At 64.9% G+C, this 16,738-nt stretch carries 16 protein-coding genes; 11 read left to right on the top strand and 5 right to left on the bottom strand.

The annotated features are described in order from the left end of the window. From WA965_RS25760 to WA965_RS25780, 5 genes are all read right to left on the bottom strand, one after another. A complete protein-coding gene (locus WA965_RS25760) occupies positions 1 to 426 on the bottom strand; it encodes a hypothetical protein (RefSeq protein ID WP_526296495.1) in 426 nt (141 codons plus the stop codon). Positions 427 to 498: 72 nt separating this feature from the next. Then, positions 499 to 1,869 carry a cytochrome P450 gene (locus WA965_RS25765; protein WP_526296431.1) on the bottom strand — a complete coding sequence of 457 codons (1,371 nt, stop codon included), beginning with the start codon at positions 1,867 to 1,869 and terminating at the stop codon, positions 499 to 501. Between the two features lie 46 nt (positions 1,870 to 1,915). Continuing rightward, positions 1,916 to 2,110 carry a ferredoxin gene (locus tag WA965_RS25770; protein ID WP_526296433.1) on the bottom strand — a complete coding sequence of 65 codons (195 nt, stop codon included), beginning with the start codon at positions 2,108 to 2,110 and terminating at the stop codon, positions 1,916 to 1,918. An 11-nt stretch (positions 2,111 to 2,121) separates the two neighbouring features. Next, the gene (locus WA965_RS25775) at positions 2,122 to 2,982 is read right to left on the bottom strand and encodes a mycofactocin-coupled SDR family oxidoreductase (protein WP_526296435.1); all 861 of its coding nucleotides are present in this window, start codon (positions 2,980 to 2,982) and stop codon (positions 2,122 to 2,124) included. Between the two features lie 47 nt (positions 2,983 to 3,029). Next, positions 3,030 to 3,731 (bottom strand): SDR family NAD(P)-dependent oxidoreductase, encoded by a 702-nt coding sequence (locus WA965_RS25780; RefSeq protein ID WP_526296437.1) that lies wholly within the window; start codon positions 3,729 to 3,731, stop codon positions 3,030 to 3,032. A gap of 271 nt (positions 3,732 to 4,002) precedes the next feature. Between WA965_RS25780 and WA965_RS25785 the strand changes: the two genes are divergently transcribed. The 11 genes from WA965_RS25785 to WA965_RS25835 form a co-directional block, all read left to right on the top strand. Next, complete coding sequence (locus WA965_RS25785; RefSeq protein ID WP_526296439.1) at positions 4,003 to 5,508, top strand: aldehyde dehydrogenase family protein; 1,506 nt, start codon at positions 4,003 to 4,005, stop codon at positions 5,506 to 5,508. Continuing rightward, positions 5,505 to 6,713 carry a CaiB/BaiF CoA transferase family protein gene (locus WA965_RS25790; RefSeq protein WP_526296441.1) on the top strand — a complete coding sequence of 403 codons (1,209 nt, stop codon included), beginning with the start codon at positions 5,505 to 5,507 and terminating at the stop codon, positions 6,711 to 6,713. The genes WA965_RS25785 and WA965_RS25790 overlap by 4 nt, the downstream gene beginning before the upstream one ends. Positions 6,714 to 6,748: 35 nt before the next feature. Next, positions 6,749 to 7,924 carry a Zn-ribbon domain-containing OB-fold protein gene (locus tag WA965_RS25795; RefSeq protein WP_526296443.1) on the top strand — a complete coding sequence of 392 codons (1,176 nt, stop codon included), beginning with the start codon at positions 6,749 to 6,751 and terminating at the stop codon, positions 7,922 to 7,924. Next, entirely contained in the window at positions 7,921 to 9,090 is a 1,170-nt protein-coding gene (locus tag WA965_RS25800; protein WP_526296445.1) for a thiolase family protein, read from the top strand. Before WA965_RS25795 ends, WA965_RS25800 begins: the two co-directional genes overlap by 4 nt. Beyond that, on the top strand, positions 9,080 to 9,889 hold the full coding sequence (locus WA965_RS25805; RefSeq protein ID WP_526296447.1) for an MlaE family ABC transporter permease: 810 nt from the start codon (positions 9,080 to 9,082) through the stop codon (positions 9,887 to 9,889). The genes WA965_RS25800 and WA965_RS25805 overlap by 11 nt, the downstream gene beginning before the upstream one ends. Before the next feature lie 9 nt (positions 9,890 to 9,898). Then, positions 9,899 to 10,756 carry an MlaE family ABC transporter permease gene (locus tag WA965_RS25810; protein WP_526296449.1) on the top strand — a complete coding sequence of 286 codons (858 nt, stop codon included), beginning with the start codon at positions 9,899 to 9,901 and terminating at the stop codon, positions 10,754 to 10,756. A gap of 8 nt (positions 10,757 to 10,764) precedes the next feature. Further along, positions 10,765 to 11,973, top strand: coding sequence for an MCE family protein (locus WA965_RS25815; RefSeq protein ID WP_526296451.1), 1,209 nt, complete (start codon positions 10,765 to 10,767; stop codon positions 11,971 to 11,973). Next, complete coding sequence (locus WA965_RS25820) at positions 11,970 to 12,995, top strand: MCE family protein (protein ID WP_526296453.1); 1,026 nt, start codon at positions 11,970 to 11,972, stop codon at positions 12,993 to 12,995. Before WA965_RS25815 ends, WA965_RS25820 begins: the two co-directional genes overlap by 4 nt. Beyond that, positions 12,995 to 14,098 carry an MCE family protein gene (locus WA965_RS25825; protein ID WP_526296455.1) on the top strand — a complete coding sequence of 368 codons (1,104 nt, stop codon included), beginning with the start codon at positions 12,995 to 12,997 and terminating at the stop codon, positions 14,096 to 14,098. The genes WA965_RS25820 and WA965_RS25825 overlap by 1 nt, the downstream gene beginning before the upstream one ends. Then, a complete protein-coding gene (locus WA965_RS25830) occupies positions 14,082 to 15,575 on the top strand; it encodes an MCE family protein (protein WP_526296457.1) in 1,494 nt (497 codons plus the stop codon). Before WA965_RS25825 ends, WA965_RS25830 begins: the two co-directional genes overlap by 17 nt. After that, positions 15,572 to 16,738 (top strand): MCE family protein (locus WA965_RS25835; protein WP_526448200.1); only part of this gene is annotated, 1,167 nt, incomplete at its 3' end. The genes WA965_RS25830 and WA965_RS25835, both read left to right, overlap by 4 nt.

The following is a 16,738-nucleotide window of genomic DNA, read 5'->3' on the forward strand; positions in this document are numbered from 1 at the left end:
TCACAGGCGCTGGAGCTTGAAGGTCCAGAACTGGGTGCCGGGCGGGCCGTTGTTGCAGCCCAGGTCGAACTTCGAGTCGATGGTCCCGACCAGGGTGACCGCGTCCCACGAATACGTCTCGCGCGTCGGCATGTTGTGCCCCCAGCAGCGCAGCCCGTCGGGTACGTCGACGGTGAACGAGTAGCGGCCGTCGACGAGATAGCTCCGACTCTCGTAGTAGGCGTAGAACTTCAGCCGTGGTCTTGCTGCGACATTGATGCAATCCGGGCTCTTGTCCGGGATGCACGCTGAGATGAACCAGAACCACGAGGCCCGGTCGTACCTGTTGGTCAACAGGTCGTAGTTACCCAGCTGCATCGCGGCGGGAGCCGGGGGCGCAAGAAACGTGGCCGCGGACATCAGCGCTGCCACCGCGGTCGCAATCATTCTGATCTTCAACAAGCCCTCCTCGCCCTTCCCGCTGCCATCAAACCACTTTGTCGCGGAAGCCGTTGCGAATCAGTCGATGACAGCGACTTCCTTGCGCTCGGTGATCGGCCGCGCAAGCTCCTGCTCGTTGCAGATCCGCTGCAGCTTCTCGAGTGTCTCGTCGAGTCCTGGACCCTTGGGTTTGCCCGGTGTGAACGTGGCGGGCAGATTGCGCATGCCCTGAATGACGCCGATGGTGTCGTAGTGCACGGTGCCCTCGGGGTCACACACGTAGTCAGGCATCCGGTCGAGCACCGCGGTGAGCATCGACTTGAACACCGTGCGTGCCACGTTGGAGCCCACACAGCGGTGCACCCCGATGCCGAAACTGAAGTGCCGGTTGCCCTTCCGGTCCATCACGAGCTGGTTGGGGCTGTCGAACACCGACGGGTCACGGTTGGCCATCGCCCAGGACAGCCACAGTCGCTCGTACTTCTTGAATTCCTGGCCGTCGACCTCGACGTCCTCGGCGAACGTCCGGCCATCGCCGGGCGCCGGGGTGAAGAAGCGGAGGAACTCCTCGGTGGCGGGATTGAGCAGCGTGGCCCGTTCCCGGCTGAGTCGTTCGCGCTCCTCGGGATGCTCGCCGAGCCATTCGAGCGCGTGCGCCGTGAGAGCGGTGGTGGTATCGAATCCGCCGCCGATGATCAGCCCGAGATTGCCCAGAATCTCCATGTCGGGGGCGGGCTCGCCGTCGATCCGCAACTGCAGCAGCGCATTCACCAGGCCGGGCCGCGGGTTCTCGCGGATCGCCATCATGTTGTTGATGATGTCGATCCCCATCTCACGATGCTGCTCGTTGATCTTCTCGCGTTCGGGAGCGTGCTCAGGGGTGTACACCGAGGCGTGGGTGGGCTCGCTGTAGACGTTCCACTTCTTCAGATCGATGCCCATCATCGCCAGCGTGAACACCGCGGGGACGACGTTGGCCAGGTGTTCGACGAAGTCGATCTGCCCGGACTCGACGTGCTCGTCCAGTGCGGCGCGGGTGATCTCGTCGACGAACGGTTCCCACCGCTTGATCGCCGCCGGCGACAGGTAGGGGTTCAGCGCTCCCCGATAGGTGCTGTGTTCGGGTTCGTCCATCTCGAGGATGCCGCCGCGCACGACGGTGGCTCGGCTGGCCTTCGGGATGGTGATGCCCTTGAACGGGGTCTCGCCGGTGATGTCGTGGTGATTGGACACCACGGGGCAGCGCGCCAACTCGAAGACATGCTTGCTGTCGGCGGCCACCCAGTGCCCGTCGTAGGTATCCGTCCACGCCAGCGGACACTTGTCCTGCATCTCTTCGGTGATCTTCTCGAACTGCAACCGGTACTCGGGCGTGTGCCGGTCGAAGTGGTAGGTCGTCTTCCGGTGGCTGTCGTCGGCGGTGCCGTTCACGACGTCGTCGACACTCAAAGGTCTTGTCTCCCTGTGATTTGCGGTTCTCGGGGGCGGCGCATAATCAGTCCTCGATCGAGATGGCCTGTTCCGGGCAGGAATGTGCAGCCTCGCGGACCGCGTCTTCTTGATCCGACGGCACCACTTCGTTCACCGGCGAGGCGGTGCCGTCGATGTCGCTGAGCTCGAACGAGTCCGGCGCGATCATCGAGCACAGGGTGTGTCCCTGACAGCGCTCCGAGTCGACCCAAACTTTCACGACGTTTCCTCCTATTTGTGGTAGTCGTACCACTTCAGATAACCGCCCGCATCGACGCGCAGCTGCATGCCGGTGACGTACCGGGCCTCATCGGACACCAACCAGAGAATGGCATTGCTGATGTCCTCCGGCTCGATGAAGTTGACCTTCATCGCCTGTTGGATGCCGAAGACCGGCTCGGCGTCCGCGCGGGTGGGATTCTCCAGGTCGGGCCGGAACGACTGGTACATCGGCGGGCTCTGCAGCATGTCGGTGTTGCAGTTCGTCGGATGTACGACGTTGGCGCGGATGCCGCGAACGGCAAGTTCGGTGGCGATGTCGTGAACGTATTCGGACAGCAGCCGTTTGGAGGTCATGTAGGCCTTGCCACCCGGATCGCCGCCCGGGTTGGGCTTGTCGTGCGCATCCATCAACGCCGCCGTTGAACCGGTCGCCACGATCGACGCGCCTTCTTTGAGATGAGGCAGCGCGACCTGGATGGCGTTGATGGTGCCGACCAGGTTGGTGTTGATGACGTCGGTCCACGTCTGCATCGGCGGGCTGCCCTTCATGCCGGCGATACCAGCCTGGGCGACGACGATGTCCAGGCCGCCGAGTTGGGCGATGCCGTCCTCGAGCGCCTTCTTCAGCTGCGCTGCATCGCGAACGTCGGCCTTTGCGGTGACAATCCGCTGGCCGGTCTTCTCGACGAACGCGGCCGTCTCGTCGAGATCCTCCGCAGTCGCCAGCGGGTAGCCGATGGTGTCGACGTTCTCGCACAGGTCCACCGCGATGATGTCGGCGCCCTCTTCGGCGAGCCGGACTGCATGGCTGCGCCCTTGTCCGCGTGCGGCGCCGGTGATGAAGGCGACCTTCCCTTGAACGCGTTTCATGAGTGATAGTCCTTTCGGTTCTCTGTCGAGCTTGCCGTCGGCTTGTCTTAGGTGTTGCGGCCGCCGTTGACGCCGAGGATCTGTCCGGTGATGTAGCCGGCCTCTTCGGAGATGAGGAAGGCACAGGCAGCGGCGATGTCCTCGGGGCGACCGATGCGCCGCACCGGCGTCGCATCGATCTGCTTCTGGGTGTCTCCGAGGAAGCCACGTTTCTCCGCTTTGCGGAGCATGGGGGTGTCGATGAATCCCGGGGGAACCGCGTTGACCGTGATGCCGTCGGGTCCGTATTCGAGCGCCAGCGACTTGGTCAGCCCGTTGACTGCCGATTTGGCCGCGACATAGGGCGCCATGAACGGTTGCCCGGAGTGGGTGCTCGATGACGAGATGTTGACGATCCGTCCCCACCCGGCCTCGATCATGTCGGGCAGCGTGGCCTGGGTGCAGTGGAAGACGCCGTTGAGGTTGACGTCGACGACTTTCTGCCAGTCCTCGAAGGAGAGGTCGACGAAGCGCTTGAATCGGTCCATCCCCGCGGCATTGACGAGCACCGTGATCGGGCCCAGTTCGGCACGGATCTCGCCGAGTGCGGCGTCGACCGCCGCCCGGTCGGTGACATCCGCGACGTAGGAGAACTTCTCCTCGTCGGGATTCAGATCGATCGTGGCGACCTGTAGACCATCTGCCCGCAGGCGGGTCGCGATGGCCGCCCCGATGCCCGAGCCACCTCCGGTCACGACAGCGTTCTTCACGCCCAGCCCTCATCCCTCAAGAATTGTCCTTCCGATTATGAGAACCGTACTCTCGCATACGGTCGTCTCGCAAGACATGTTGGGCAGTCTGTTCGCACTGGTGAGACGTTTGACGGCCGATTGTCGCATCGTTTATTGCAGGCAGTGACGGTTCTGTCGAATTTGTTGAGTTCTCATCCCGCGAATGTATGATTCGCCGTGGATGAGAATGCAGTTTCCATCACATAAGCACACCGTAACCCCGTGAAGTCACAGCTCCTTGAGGAGGATGATGCAGGAAACAGCCACGATCTCGGGTGACCGCCAGGGCGAAGCGAGCACGTCGCAGGCAGACCGGCGACTCTTGATCGACGGGCGTCTGCTCGACACCGATCGGACGTTTCCTTCACTGAATCCGGCCACCGGCGAAGTGCTCGGACAGGCGCCAGACGCTACCGTCGCTGACGCCGAGGCGGCCGTGTCAGCGGCGCGAAAGGCCTTCGACACCACCGACTGGTCGACTGACACCGCGTTGCGGATCCGGTGCCTCGAGCAGCTTCACCAAGCGCTCGTCTACCACCGCGACGAGCTCGCCGCGCTGACCATTGCCGAGGTCGGGGCCACCGAGGCCCTCTGCCAGGGCGCGCAACTGGACCAGCCGATCGAGATCGTCCGTTACTACGCCGATCTGTTGAAGAACCATCCGATGACCGAGGATCTCGGAAACATCGAGAGCCGTGGCATGCAACACCACCGCTGGGTGGAGAAGGAAGCGGCCGGCGTGGTCGCCGCGATCATCGCCTACAACTACCCCAACCAGCTTGCGCTGGCCAAGCTGGCGCCGGCGTTGGCCGCCGGTTGCACCGTCGTCCTCAAGTCCGCGCCGGACACCCCGTTGATCAGCCTGGCGCTCGGCGAGCTCATCGCCAATCACACCGACATTCCGGCAGGGGTCGTCAATGTGCTCTCCGGCGCCGATCCGGAGGTCGGCGCGGTGCTCACCACCAGCGCCGACGTCGACGTCGTCACGTTCACCGGGTCCACACCGACAGGGCGCCGGATCATGGCCGCCGCCAGCGAGACGCTCAAGAAGGTCTTCCTCGAGCTCGGTGGTAAGTCGGCCGCGATCGTGCTCGACGACGCGGACTTCGGCACCGCCGCCCTGTTCTCGGCGTTCAGCATGGTCACGCACGCGGGCCAGGGGTGCGCGCTCACGTCGCGGCTGTTGGTGCCGAAGAAGCACAAGGACGAGATCGTCGAGATGGTCAAGGCCAACTTCGGCATGGTTCGGTACGGGGATCCCAGTGACCCCAAGACCTACATGGGTCCGCTGATCAGCGAGAAACAGCGCGACAAAGTCGACGGCATGGTGAAAAGAGCCGTCGCCGCCGGGGCCACATTGGTCACCGGTGGCGAGAAGGTCGACCCCGGGTACTTCTTCACACCGACCCTGCTCGCCGACGTCGACCCGGACAGCGAGATCGCCCAGGAAGAGGTCTTCGGGCCGGTCCTCGCCGTCATCGCCTACGAGGACGACGACGACGCGGTGCGCATCGCGAACAACTCCATCTACGGGCTGTCCGGTGCGGTCTTCGGCAGTGAAGAGCGGGCTCTGGCGATCGCCAGACGCATCCGTACCGGAACCTTCTCGATCAACGGCGGCAACTACTTCAGTCCGGACAGCCCATTCGGTGGCTACAAGCAGTCGGGCATCGGCCGCGAGATGGGCACGGCCGGTCTCGAGGAGTTCCTGGAAACGAAGACATTCGCGACCGTTCTGCCCGGGGCGACGTCATGACCCGCCCGCTGGAAGGGATTCGCGTCCTCGAGGTCGCGATGTACGGCTTCGTGCCGTCGGCCGGCGCGGTACTCGGTGAGTGGGGTGCCGACGTCATCAAGGTCGAGCATGCCGTCACCGGAGATCCACAGCGAGGGCTGCGACAGACCGGGCTGCTGCGGGTGGAGGGCGACCCCAACCCGAACATCGAGCACGCCAACCGCGGTAAACGCAGCATCGGACTGGACATGTCCACCCCCGAGGGCAAGGAGGTCCTGCTCGAGCTCGCGCGTGGCGCGGATGTGTTCCTGACCAGCTTCCTGCCCGGTCACCGGACCAAGTTCGGCATCGACGTCGACGACATCCGCGCGGTCAACCCGACCATCATCTATGCCCGCGGCAGTGCGCTGGGACCACGGGGCGAGGAGTCGGTCAAGGGCGGCTACGACATGACCGCCTTCTGGTGCCGCGCAGGCACGGCACGGACCATCACCCCGCCGGAGATGCCCGGCATGATCGGCCCGCCGGGACCGGCCTACGGCGACACCATCTCCGGGACCAATCTCGCCGGCGGTATCGCCGCGGCGTTGTTGAAGCGCGAACGCACCGGTGAGGCATCGGTGGTGGACGTCTCGCTTCTGGGCAGCGGGTTGTGGGCGATGGGGCACACGGTGGCGCTGACCAATCACCTCGGTGAGCGCATGGAGGCCTTCCCTCCCGGAGTGCACGGGTCGCCGATCAATCCGCTCGTCGGCCTGTATCCGACCGCCGACGACCGTTACATCTCGTTCGTGATGATGCAGCCCACCAAGTTCTGGGCCGACGTGTGCCGGCACATGGATCTCGACGAACTCGTCGACGATCCCCGGTTCGCCACGGTCGAGGCCATCGCCGAGAACACCGCCGCGGCCAACGAGATCCTCACCGAAGCCATGAAGAAGCGTCCGCTGGTCGAGTGGAGCGAGCGGTTCGCGACGTTGCTCGGTCCGTGGGCCCCGGTGCAGGACACCCTTCAGGCCGCCAAGGACGCCCAGGTCCGGGCGAACGAATACATGGTCCAGGCGGGCGAACTGGAACTGGTGGCCAACCCGGTGCAATTCGACGTGGCGGCCCCGCACACCGGTCCGGCACCCGGGTTCGCCGAGCAGACCGACGAAATCCTGCTCGAACTGGGCCTGGACTGGGACAGAATCATCGAGCTCAAGACGGCCGGCGCCGTCACCTGAACTTGCCGCCACCGAACCACTGAAGAAAGAGAAGCATGCCCTACGTCGTGTCCGTCGGCACCTACCTGCCGTGCTGGGGTACTTCCCTGCAGCGGGTTGCCGGCGACGACGAAGACGCCGTCACGATGGCAGTCGAGGCGGGTCGTGCGGCGTTGGCGGAAGGCGGCGCGGTCGAGCGGGTGGTGCTCGTCAGCCGTGATTTCCCGCTGCTGGAAACCAGCAACGCCGCGGTGCTTCTCGCGGGTTTGGGACTGGATCCCGAACTCGAGGTCGACGAGCGACTCGGCGGCGCTCCGGCGACCGTCGACGCCGTCAGCTCGGCGCGACCCAGGACGCTCATCATCGGCAGTGATCTGGAGCCTGCCGGTGCAGCCGCCATCCTCACCGCCGAGCGTGGCCTGCAGGTCCGTACCGCCGCCCGGGTGGCCCGTAGCCTGCCGGTTCGCACTCGCAAGTCCACCGGCGCGGTGCACGACTACGGCGATCCGCGCCTGCTCCACGAACGAGGGCTGATCGCATCGCTGGCCGCGGCCTGGCTGGACACCCCGGCCGCGGTGGCCGGGGTCGATCATGAGCGGGCCGCCGACCTGTGTCTGGGGGACCCGCCCGCACTGCCGACGACCGGGGCCAGTTCGAGCCTGTTCGCGCTGGCCGGGATGGCAGAACGCGGCACCACCGGTCCGCTGGTTGCCGTCGAACAGGCGATTCTGTCCGGCATCACCGTCAGCGGGGGTGCGGCCCACATCCACCGCAGGGAACCGGACCCGCGTCCGCTGCCGGAGGGCACCTACATCGCCGGTACCGAGATCCCGATCTCGCTGGCCGCCTACGAGCGGGCCTTCGAGGCGAAAGTCCGTTGGGAGGCAGGACGGTTCGGCCACTCCGGCGACCTCGACTTCCCGCCGCGCTACCGCGTCGAACCCGACGGCGCCCTGGCCACCGACTACGAGTTGGTTCCGCTGCCGCGCACCGGTTCGGTCTACACGGAGACCACGGTGCACATCCCGGTGCCCGGTCTGCGGACGCCGTACTCGTTGGTCATCGTCGACCTCGACGGCGTCGGGGTGCGCGCGCTGGTGAAGGTCACCGGTGCGCCCGCCGGCGCAGTCGATATCGGTGAACGAGGACGGCTCGCGCTCCGCCGTGTCGCGGTGCGCTCGGGTGTGCCGGATTACGGCTACGCGTTCGAACCGGACCGGGTGATCGCATGAGAAAGGTGGCGATCGTCGGCGCCGGTATGACGGCTTTCGGTGAGCACTTCGCACTCGGGATCAAGGACCTGCTCCCGATGGCCTACTCCGAGTGTGCCGACACCGTGGACAAGGGCTTGTCGAAGTCCGATCTGCAGGCGGCCTGGTTCGGCGCGATGGGCACCGCCGACGGGTTTCCGTCCGGGATCCTCGCTGACACGCTCGGCTTACCGGATTTGCCGGTGACCCGCATCGAGAACTCCTGCGCGACCGGACACGACACCATCCGCAACGCGCTCTTCGCCGTCGCGGCAGGGGCGTTCGACGTCGCGCTGGTGGTGGGTGCCGACAAGCTGCGGGACACCACATCTGCCGACATGCTGTGGCAATGGGAGGCCATGACGCGCGACATGGCCTGGGATTACCCCCTCGGGTTGGTGGCCCCCGCCGGATTCGCTTTACACGTTCGTCGATATCTCCACGAATCTCCGGCAACTGAAGAACACTTAGCCATGGTGGCGGTCAAGAACCATCGCCACGGAGTGAACAACCCCAAGGCGCGCTTGCGCTTCGAGATCACTATGGAGCAGGCCCTGAACGCACCGACGGTGGTGACCCCGTTCCGGCTCTACGACTGCGCGCCGCAGAGCGACGGTGCCGCAGCACTGGTGATCGCCGCCGAGGACGTCGTGGACCGGTTCACCGACCGGCCGGTCTGGATCCGCGGCGTCGGGCTTGGTCTGGATTCGGTGATGCACCAGCACAAGCCGGACCTGACCATGTTGCCGGCCACGACCCGGGCGGCGAAGCAGGCATTCGGGATGGCGGGCATGAGTCCGGCCGACGTCGACGTGGCCGAGGTGCACGATTTCCTCACCGGGATCGAGTTGATGAGCTATGAGGATCTCGGCTTCGCCGAAAGGCTCGGGGGCTTCAAACTTCTGGAGGCCGAGGTGACCAGCGTCGGCGGAGCATTGCCCGTCAATCCCAGCGGAGGCCTTAAAGCCAAAGGTCACCCGCCGGGGGCCACCGGTGTGGCACAGTGCGTCGAGTTGTTCCAACAGTTGCGAGGAGAGGCCGTCAATCAGGTGGACGGCGCCCGAATCGCACTGGCGCACAACATTGGCGGCCCGACAGCCGTATCGGCCGTGACGATCCTGGAGGGACCAGCGGGTTATGGCGTCTAAGGGACCGGAGCGATGGTCGACGGGTATTGCGTTGCCCAATGGTGTGTCGGGTGCGATGGCCGCTGTCGGTGGGTTCTTCTCGATGGCGATGGATGCGGTGCGGTTCGTCTTCGTGCGGCCGTTCCAGTGGCGGGAGTTTCTGGAGCAGTGTTGGTTCGTGGCGCGGGTGTCGATGGCGCCGACGTTGTTGGTGGCGATCCCGTTCACGGTGCTGGTCAGCTTCACGCTGAACATTCTTCTTCGTGAGTTGGGTGCAGCGGACCTCAGCGGCGCGGGGGCGGCGTTCGGTGCGGTGACCCAGGTGGGGCCGTTGGTGACGGTGCTGATCGTGGCCGGGGCGGGCGCCACTGCGATGTGTGCTGATCTGGGGTCGCGCACCATCCGTGAGGAGATCGACGCGATGGAGGTGCTGGGGATCAACCCGGTGCAGCGTCTGGTCACGCCGCGGATGCTGGCGGCGGGGTTGGTGGCGTTGTTGCTCAACAGCCTGGTGGTCATCATCGGGATCCTGGGTGGCTATTTCTTCTCGATCTTCGTCCAGGATGTGAACCCGGGAGCGTTCGCGGCGGGAATCACGCTGCTGACCGGGGTGCCCGAGGTGATCATCTCCTGTGTGAAGGCGGCGCTGTTCGGTCTGATAGCGGGTCTGGTGGCGTGTTACCGGGGGTTGACGATCACCGGCGGTGGGGCCAAGGCGGTGGGCAACGCGGTCAACGAGACGGTGGTGTACGCGTTCATGGCGTTGTTCGTGATCAACGTGGTGGTCACGGCCATCGGCATCCGGATGACGACGGGATAGGGCGCGCTGATGGGTACTCAAACGGTGGTGCGGTCGCGGTTCCCGCGACTGGTGGATTACGCGGGTCGTCCGGTGCGCACATTGGGCCGCATCGGCGACCACGTGCTGTTCTACGGCCGCGCGCTGGGCGGGGTGCCGCACGCGACCGTGCACTTCCGCAAGGAGATCATCCGGCTGATCGCCGAGATCTCGATGGGTGCGGGCACGTTGGCGATGATCGGTGGCACGGTGGTGATCGTGGGGTTCTTGACCCTGGCCGCCGGCGGCACGTTGGCGATCCAGGGTTACTCCTCGCTGGGCAACATCGGAATCGAGGCCTTGACCGGTTTCTTGGCGGCGTTCATCAATGTGCGCATCGCGGCTCCGGTGGTGGCCGGGATCGGGTTGGCGGCGACGTTCGGTGCCGGGGTGACCGCGCAGCTGGGGGCGATGCGGATCAACGAAGAGATCGACGCATTGGATTCCATGGGGATCCGGTCGGTGGAGTACCTGGTCTCCACGCGGATCGTCGCGGGGATGATCGCGATCACGCCGCTGTACTCGATCGCGGTGATCCTGTCGTTCGTGGCCTCTCAGTTCACCACGGTGGTGTTGTTCGGCCAGTCCGGTGGCCTGTACGACCATTACTTCAACACCTTCCTCAACCCGATCGATCTGTTGTGGTCGTTCCTGCAGGCGGTGTTGATGGCGATCGCGATTCTGTTGGTGCACACCTATTTCGGGTTCTTCGCTTCCGGCGGCCCGTCGGGTGTGGGCGCGGCAGTGGGTAACGCAGTGCGAACCTCTCTGGTGGTCGTGGTCTCGGTGACACTGTTGGTGTCACTGGCGATCTACGGCTCAAACGGCAACTTCAACCTGTCGGGCTAGGAGACGAGTTGAGCAACAACCGTGGTACCGGCTACGTCCGGCCCCTGGCCGGGCTCGGTCTGGTCGTCGCGCTACTCGCGATCTTCGCGCTGTCCGTTGGTCTGTTCCGCGGAAGCTTCACCGAAACCGTTCCCGTCACCGTGATCTCGGACCGCGCCGGTCTTGTGATGAACCCTGACGCCAAGGTCAAGATGCGCGGAGTGCAGGTCGGCAAGGTCAAGTCGATCGAATATCGGCCGGATGGCACCGCCAGTCTGCAACTGGACATGGATCCGTCTCAACTGCATCTCATCCCGTCGAACGTCAACGTCGACATCGCGTCGTCGACTGTGTTCGGTGCCAAATTCGTCCAACTCGAGGCCCCGCCGGATCCCACAGCGGACACCCTGAGCAGAAACCAGGTGCTGCGCGGCGACACCGTCACCGTCGAGATCAACACCGTGTTCCAGCAACTGGTCCAGGTTTTCGACAAGATCGATCCCGTCAAGCTCAATGAGACCCTCGGCGCCATCGCGCAGGCGTTCAGCGGCCGCGGTGAGCAGTTCGGCACGACATTGTCCGACTTCAACGCGCTGCTGGCCGAACTGGAACCCAGTCTGCCCAACCTCGCCCGTGATATCGAGGCGTCCGTCCCAGCGCTCACCGCGTACGGCGATGCCGGCCAAGACCTCGTGTCCATCCTCGAGAACACCTCCACGTTCAGCAATTCAATCGTGGAGGAACAGGACAACCTCGATGAGTTCCTGGTCAGCGCAACCGGTCTGGCGGAACTCGGCAACGAGGTGGTCGGTGCGAACCGGCAGGGCATCACCGACGTCATGCGCCTGCTGGTACCGACCACCGATCTGCTCCGCGAGTACCGCAAGTCGCTGTGGTGCGGCATCGGGGGTCTCGTCCCGTTCGCGAAATCCCCGCCCCAGTTCTCGGGGGTCTTCGTGTCGGCTGGATTGACACTGGGTGTCGAGCGCTACCGTTATCCCGGCGATCTGCCGAAGGTGGCCGCCACGAGCGGCGGCCGGGATTACTGCGCCGAACTCGGTTTGCCAGACCTGCCGGCCGAGTTCGTGCCGCCGTTGGTCGTCGGTGATGTCGGGTCCAACCCCGCGCAGTACGGCAACTCGGGAATCTTGCTCAACTCGGAGGGCCTCAAGAACTGGCTGTTCGGACCGCTCGACGGTCCCCCCCGTAACTCCGCGCAGATCGGAATGCCGGGATGACCCGATCAACAGGCACGCTGCTCAAGTTCACGGCGTTCGGCCTCGTCATGGCGGTGCTGACCGCGTTTCTCTTCTTGGTGTTCAGCGACAGCAGAACAGGCGCCACAAACCAGTACTCGGCAGTGTTCACGGATGCGTCGCGACTGCAGTCGGGGGACACGGTGCGGATCGCCGGAATCAGGGTCGGCACCGTCAAAGACGTTGAACTTCAAGCCGACCGGAACGTGCTGGTCACGTTCGACACCGACCGCAGCACCGCCCTGACGACCGGAACCCAGGCTGCGATCCGATATCTGAACCTGGTCGGCGACCGATTCCTCGAACTCGTCGACACTCCGGAGTCCACTCAGATTCTGGACGCCGGCTCCCAGATACCCGTGTCCCGGACGGTGCCGGCGCTCGACCTCGATGTGTTGCTCGGGGGACTCAAACCGGTCATCCAAGGCTTGAATCCCGAGGACGTCAACGGCCTCACCACGTCGCTGGTACAGATACTGCAGGGGCAGGGCGGCACCATCGAATCGCTGTTCTCCAAGACGTCGTCGTTCACGAACTCGCTGGCGGACAACAACGCGGTGATCGAGCAGTTGATCGGTGACCTCCAGACCGTGCTCCGCACGCTGTCCGAACAGGGTGATGAATTCTCGGGCGCGATAGACAAACTCGAGCAGCTGGTCAGTGGATTGTCGACCGACCGGGACCCGATCGGCACGGCGATCGAGGCCCTCGACAACGGCACGGCGTCGATCGCCGACCTTCTCAGCCGTGGGCGGGCGCCACTGGCCGGCACAGTCGACGAATTGGCTCGGCTCGCGCCGTTCGTCGACAACGACCTGGAGCGGCTCGACGCCACAGTCCAGCGCCTGCCGGAGATCTATCGCAAGCTCGCCCGGGTCGGCTCGTACGGCGCCTGGTTCCCGTACTACATCTGCGGTATCACCTTCCGCGCCAGTGATCTCGAGGGTCGCACCGTGGTGTTCCCCTGGATCAAACAAGAGACCGGAAGGTGCGTGGACGAGTAATGCTGAAATATCGCGGATCTCAGCTCGCCAGAGCCGGTTTCATCGGCGTCGTGGTGATCATCCTGGTCATTGCCGTCGGGTTGCAGCCCGAACGCCTGCTGTCGTGGGCCACCTCCGTGCGATACCAGGCTTTGTTCGCCGAGGCCGGTGGCCTCAGCGTCGGCAACGACGTGACGGTGTCCGGGATCAAGGTCGGCTCCGTGTCGTCGATCGAGCTGGACAACGGTGATGCGCTCGTCGGGTTCACCGTCGCCGGCAAGTACCCGCTCGGCTCGGATACCACCGCGCACATCCGGACCGGGACGCTGCTCGGGGAGCGGGTGCTCGCGCTGGACTCCGACGGCAACGGCACCCTCGATCCGCAGAAGGTCATTCCGGTCTCGCGGACGTCGTCGCCCTACTCGTTGACCGATGCCGTGAGTGAGCTCACCGCGAATACCGCTGATACCGATACGGATTCGCTGAATCAGTCGTTGGACACCCTCGCGCAGACGCTGGACCAGATCTCACCGCAGCTGGGACCGACCTTCGACGGCCTGTCGCGGTTGTCCCGATCGCTCAACAGTCGCAACGAGAGCCTGTCGGAGTTGCTGAGGACCGCCGGTGACGTCACCGGGATCTTCTCGGAACGCAGTAGACAGGTCAACGCGTTGATCCTCAACGCCAACGACCTCCTGGCCGTGCTCAACGACCGCAGGTACGCGATCACCAGCCTGCTGTCGAACATCGCGACCGTGTCGCGCGAACTCACCGGTGTGGTCGCCGACAACGAACAGGAGTTGGCTCCCGCGCTGGAGAGATTGAACAACGTCACGGCGATGCTGGAGCGCAACCGGGACAACCTGGCCAAGATCCTGCCCGGCGCGGCGAAGTACTACCTCACCCAGGGCGAGATCGTCTCGAACGGCGCCTATTACAACGCGCTGGTCCCCAACATCCAGCCGGCGCAGTTGTTACAGCCGTTCCTCGACTACGCCTTCGGCTTCCGGCGGGGTATCGACGCCGGCCAACCGCCGGACAATGCCGGACCGCGGGCAGAACTCCCGTTCCCCGTCAACAGCCTTCCCCAGCCAGGAGATCTCCCCAATGATGGCAACCCGTAAGCGACTGGTGGCCGGCACGGCGCTGGTGCTGGCCATCCTGTTGATCGCCGGCGCCGCCTTTCTCGTGCGGCAGGTCTTCTTCGGCCCGAAGACCATCACGGCGTATTTTCCGACGGCGACGGCGATCTACCCCGGTGACGAGGTGCGGGTGGCAGGTGTCGGGGTCGGCACCATCGACAGCATCGAACCCGAGGGCACCCAAGCCAAGATGACCCTCAAGGTCGACGGCGACGTGGACATCCCAGCGGATGCCAAGGCCGTGATCGTTGCTCAGAATCTTGTTGCGGCGCGCTACGTTCAGCTGACGCCGTCCTATCGCAGCGGTGACGGGCCCACGATGGGCGACGGCGGGGTGATCCCCAGCGACCGGACCGCCGTGCCCGTCGAGTGGGACGAAGTGAAGACCCAGTTGACGCGACTTGCCACCGAACTGGGGCCTCAAACCGGGGTTTCCGGTACGTCGATCTCACGTTTTGTCGACAGTGCGGCAAATGCGTTGGACGGCAACGGTGAAAAGCTGCGGGAAACGCTGAGTCAGCTCTCGGGTGCGGCGCGGATCTTCGCCGAGGGCAGTGGCGACATCGTCGACATCATCAAGAATCTGCAGGTCTTCGTCACTGCGCTTCGCGACAGCAAGGATCAGATCGTCCTGTTCCAGAATCGCCTCGCCAGCCTGACGAGCGTGGTCGACGACAGCAGGTCCGACCTCGACGCGGCGTTGTCCGAACTGTCGATCGCGATGGGGGAGGTGCAGCGATTCGTGGCCGGCAGCAGAGACCAGACCTCTGAGCAGATCCGGAGCCTGGGAAGCGTGCTCCAGGTGCTGTCGGACAACCGTTTGGATCTCGAGAACGTGCTTCACATCACGCCGAATGCGATCGCCAACTTCAACAACATCTATTACCCCACTGGCGGATCGGTGACGGGCGCCTTCTCCCTGTCCAACTTCGCGAACCCGGTCTGGTTCGTATGCGGCTTGATCGGAGGGATCGCGAACACCACCGCCCCTGAGACCGCCAAGCTGTGCGCGCAGTACCTCGGCCCTGCGCTGAAGTTGGTCAACTTCGGCAACCTGCCGTTCCCGATCAACCCCTACCTGAGGCCCGCGGTCAGCCCGGACCGGATCATCTACACCGACCCGAAGCTCGCACCCGGCGGCGCGGGCCCCGGGGATCCGCCCGAGATTCCGCCGACGGTGTCGGCCTACACAGGAGCCGGAGACGTTCCACCGCCGCCGGGCTGGAACGCGCCGGCGGGGCCTCCCGGGATCTACACCACCGACGACGATGCCCCGGCGATTCCGTCACCGGCGTTGTTCCCCGGTGCGCCGATCCCCGGGCCGCCCAACATCGTGACGAACATCCCGGCGCAGTCGCCTCCAACGGTCGACGGGTTGCTGCTGCCGCCGACGCCGGCGCCCGCGCCGGCCCCCGCCGGTGCGCCACTGCTGCCGGCAGAAAGGACGCCACCGTCATGATCCGTGGGCTGAAGCGATGGACGATTGTCGGGTGCAGTGTCGCCGTGTCCATGACCGGGTGTGCGTTTCAGGGGGTCAACTCACTTCCCCTTCCCGGAGCGGTGGGCCGGGGACCGGATGCAGTCACCTATAACGTCGAGATCGCCAACGTCGCCACTCTCGAGTCGAACTCGCCGGTACTGATCAACGATGTGGTCGTCGGGAGTGTCGGCCAGATGACGGTCGACGCGTGGCACGCCAATGTGGAGGTCTCGGTCAAGCCCGACGTCGTGGTGCCGGGAAACGCCGTGGCGACAGTGGGGCAGACCAGCCTGCTGGGCTCCATGCACCTGGCGCTGAACCCACCGATCGGTGAGGAGCCGACCGGGAGATTGCAGCCCGGTGCCACCTTGGGCTTGAACGCCTCGTCGACGTACCCCACCACCGAGCAGACGCTGTCGTCGCTCTCGGCGGTGGTCAACGGCGGGGGACTCGGTCAGCTCGGAGACATCATCAACAGCTTCAACACGGGCATCTCCGGACGCGAATCGGAGATCCGTGACTTACTGGTCCGGCTCGACGACTTCGTCGGGGTACTGGAACAGCAGCAGGGCAACATCAACGAGTCGATCCGGCAGCTGCAGCGCGTCGCCGGAACATTCGCCGGTCAGACCGACGCGATCGACCGTGCGCTCAAGGACATTCCACCGGCTCTCGACGTACTCATCAGGGAGCGTCCACAGTTCACCACCGCGCTGGACAAGCTGGGGCAATTCAGCGACACGGCAACCGGCCTGGTCAATGACGCCGGTGATGACCTGGTCGAGAACCTGGACAATCTCGGACCGGTCCTCGGGGCGCTGGCCGACATCGGGCCCGATCTCAACCTCGCCTTGTTGTGGGCCTCGGCCTTTCCGTACGGCCCGGGCTTCGCCGAGAAGATCACCAAGGGTGACTACATCAACCTCTTCGCCACGTTCGACCTCACCTATCCACGCCTGAAGAAGACCTTGCTGCTCGGAACGCGGTGGGGTGACGAGAACGCCAAGTTGATCCCCGCTCCCGGCGACCCGTATTACCTGAACTACTCCTATGACCCGCTGAAAATCGGGGTGGCGCCTCCGCCGGAGGAAGCAATGCCCGCTGCGCCCGACGCGGCACCCGGTGCGCCCGCGCCGCCTGTC

Origin of the sequence: Mycobacterium sp., from assembly GCF_049683935.1 — a bacterium.
In the GTDB taxonomy this organism is placed as follows: Bacteria; Actinomycetota; Actinomycetes; order Mycobacteriales; family Mycobacteriaceae; genus Mycobacterium.

Coding starts and splice junctions, on each gene's coding strand:
- WA965_RS25760 (WP_526296495.1), bottom strand. CDS start 426: ATGATTGCGACCGCGGTGGCAGCGCTGATGTCCGCGGCCACGTTTCTT.
- WA965_RS25775 (WP_526296435.1), bottom strand. CDS start 2,982: ATGAAACGCGTTCAAGGGAAGGTCGCCTTCATCACCGGCGCCGCACGC.
- WA965_RS25785 (WP_526296439.1), top strand. CDS start 4,003: ATGCAGGAAACAGCCACGATCTCGGGTGACCGCCAGGGCGAAGCGAGC.
- WA965_RS25790 (WP_526296441.1), top strand. CDS start 5,505: ATGACCCGCCCGCTGGAAGGGATTCGCGTCCTCGAGGTCGCGATGTAC.
- WA965_RS25795 (WP_526296443.1), top strand. CDS start 6,749: ATGCCCTACGTCGTGTCCGTCGGCACCTACCTGCCGTGCTGGGGTACT.
- WA965_RS25800 (WP_526296445.1), top strand. CDS start 7,921: ATGAGAAAGGTGGCGATCGTCGGCGCCGGTATGACGGCTTTCGGTGAG.
- WA965_RS25805 (WP_526296447.1), top strand. CDS start 9,080: ATGGCGTCTAAGGGACCGGAGCGATGGTCGACGGGTATTGCGTTGCCC.
- WA965_RS25810 (WP_526296449.1), top strand. CDS start 9,899: ATGGGTACTCAAACGGTGGTGCGGTCGCGGTTCCCGCGACTGGTGGAT.
- WA965_RS25820 (WP_526296453.1), top strand. CDS start 11,970: ATGACCCGATCAACAGGCACGCTGCTCAAGTTCACGGCGTTCGGCCTC.
- WA965_RS25825 (WP_526296455.1), top strand. CDS start 12,995: ATGCTGAAATATCGCGGATCTCAGCTCGCCAGAGCCGGTTTCATCGGC.
- WA965_RS25830 (WP_526296457.1), top strand. CDS start 14,082: ATGATGGCAACCCGTAAGCGACTGGTGGCCGGCACGGCGCTGGTGCTG.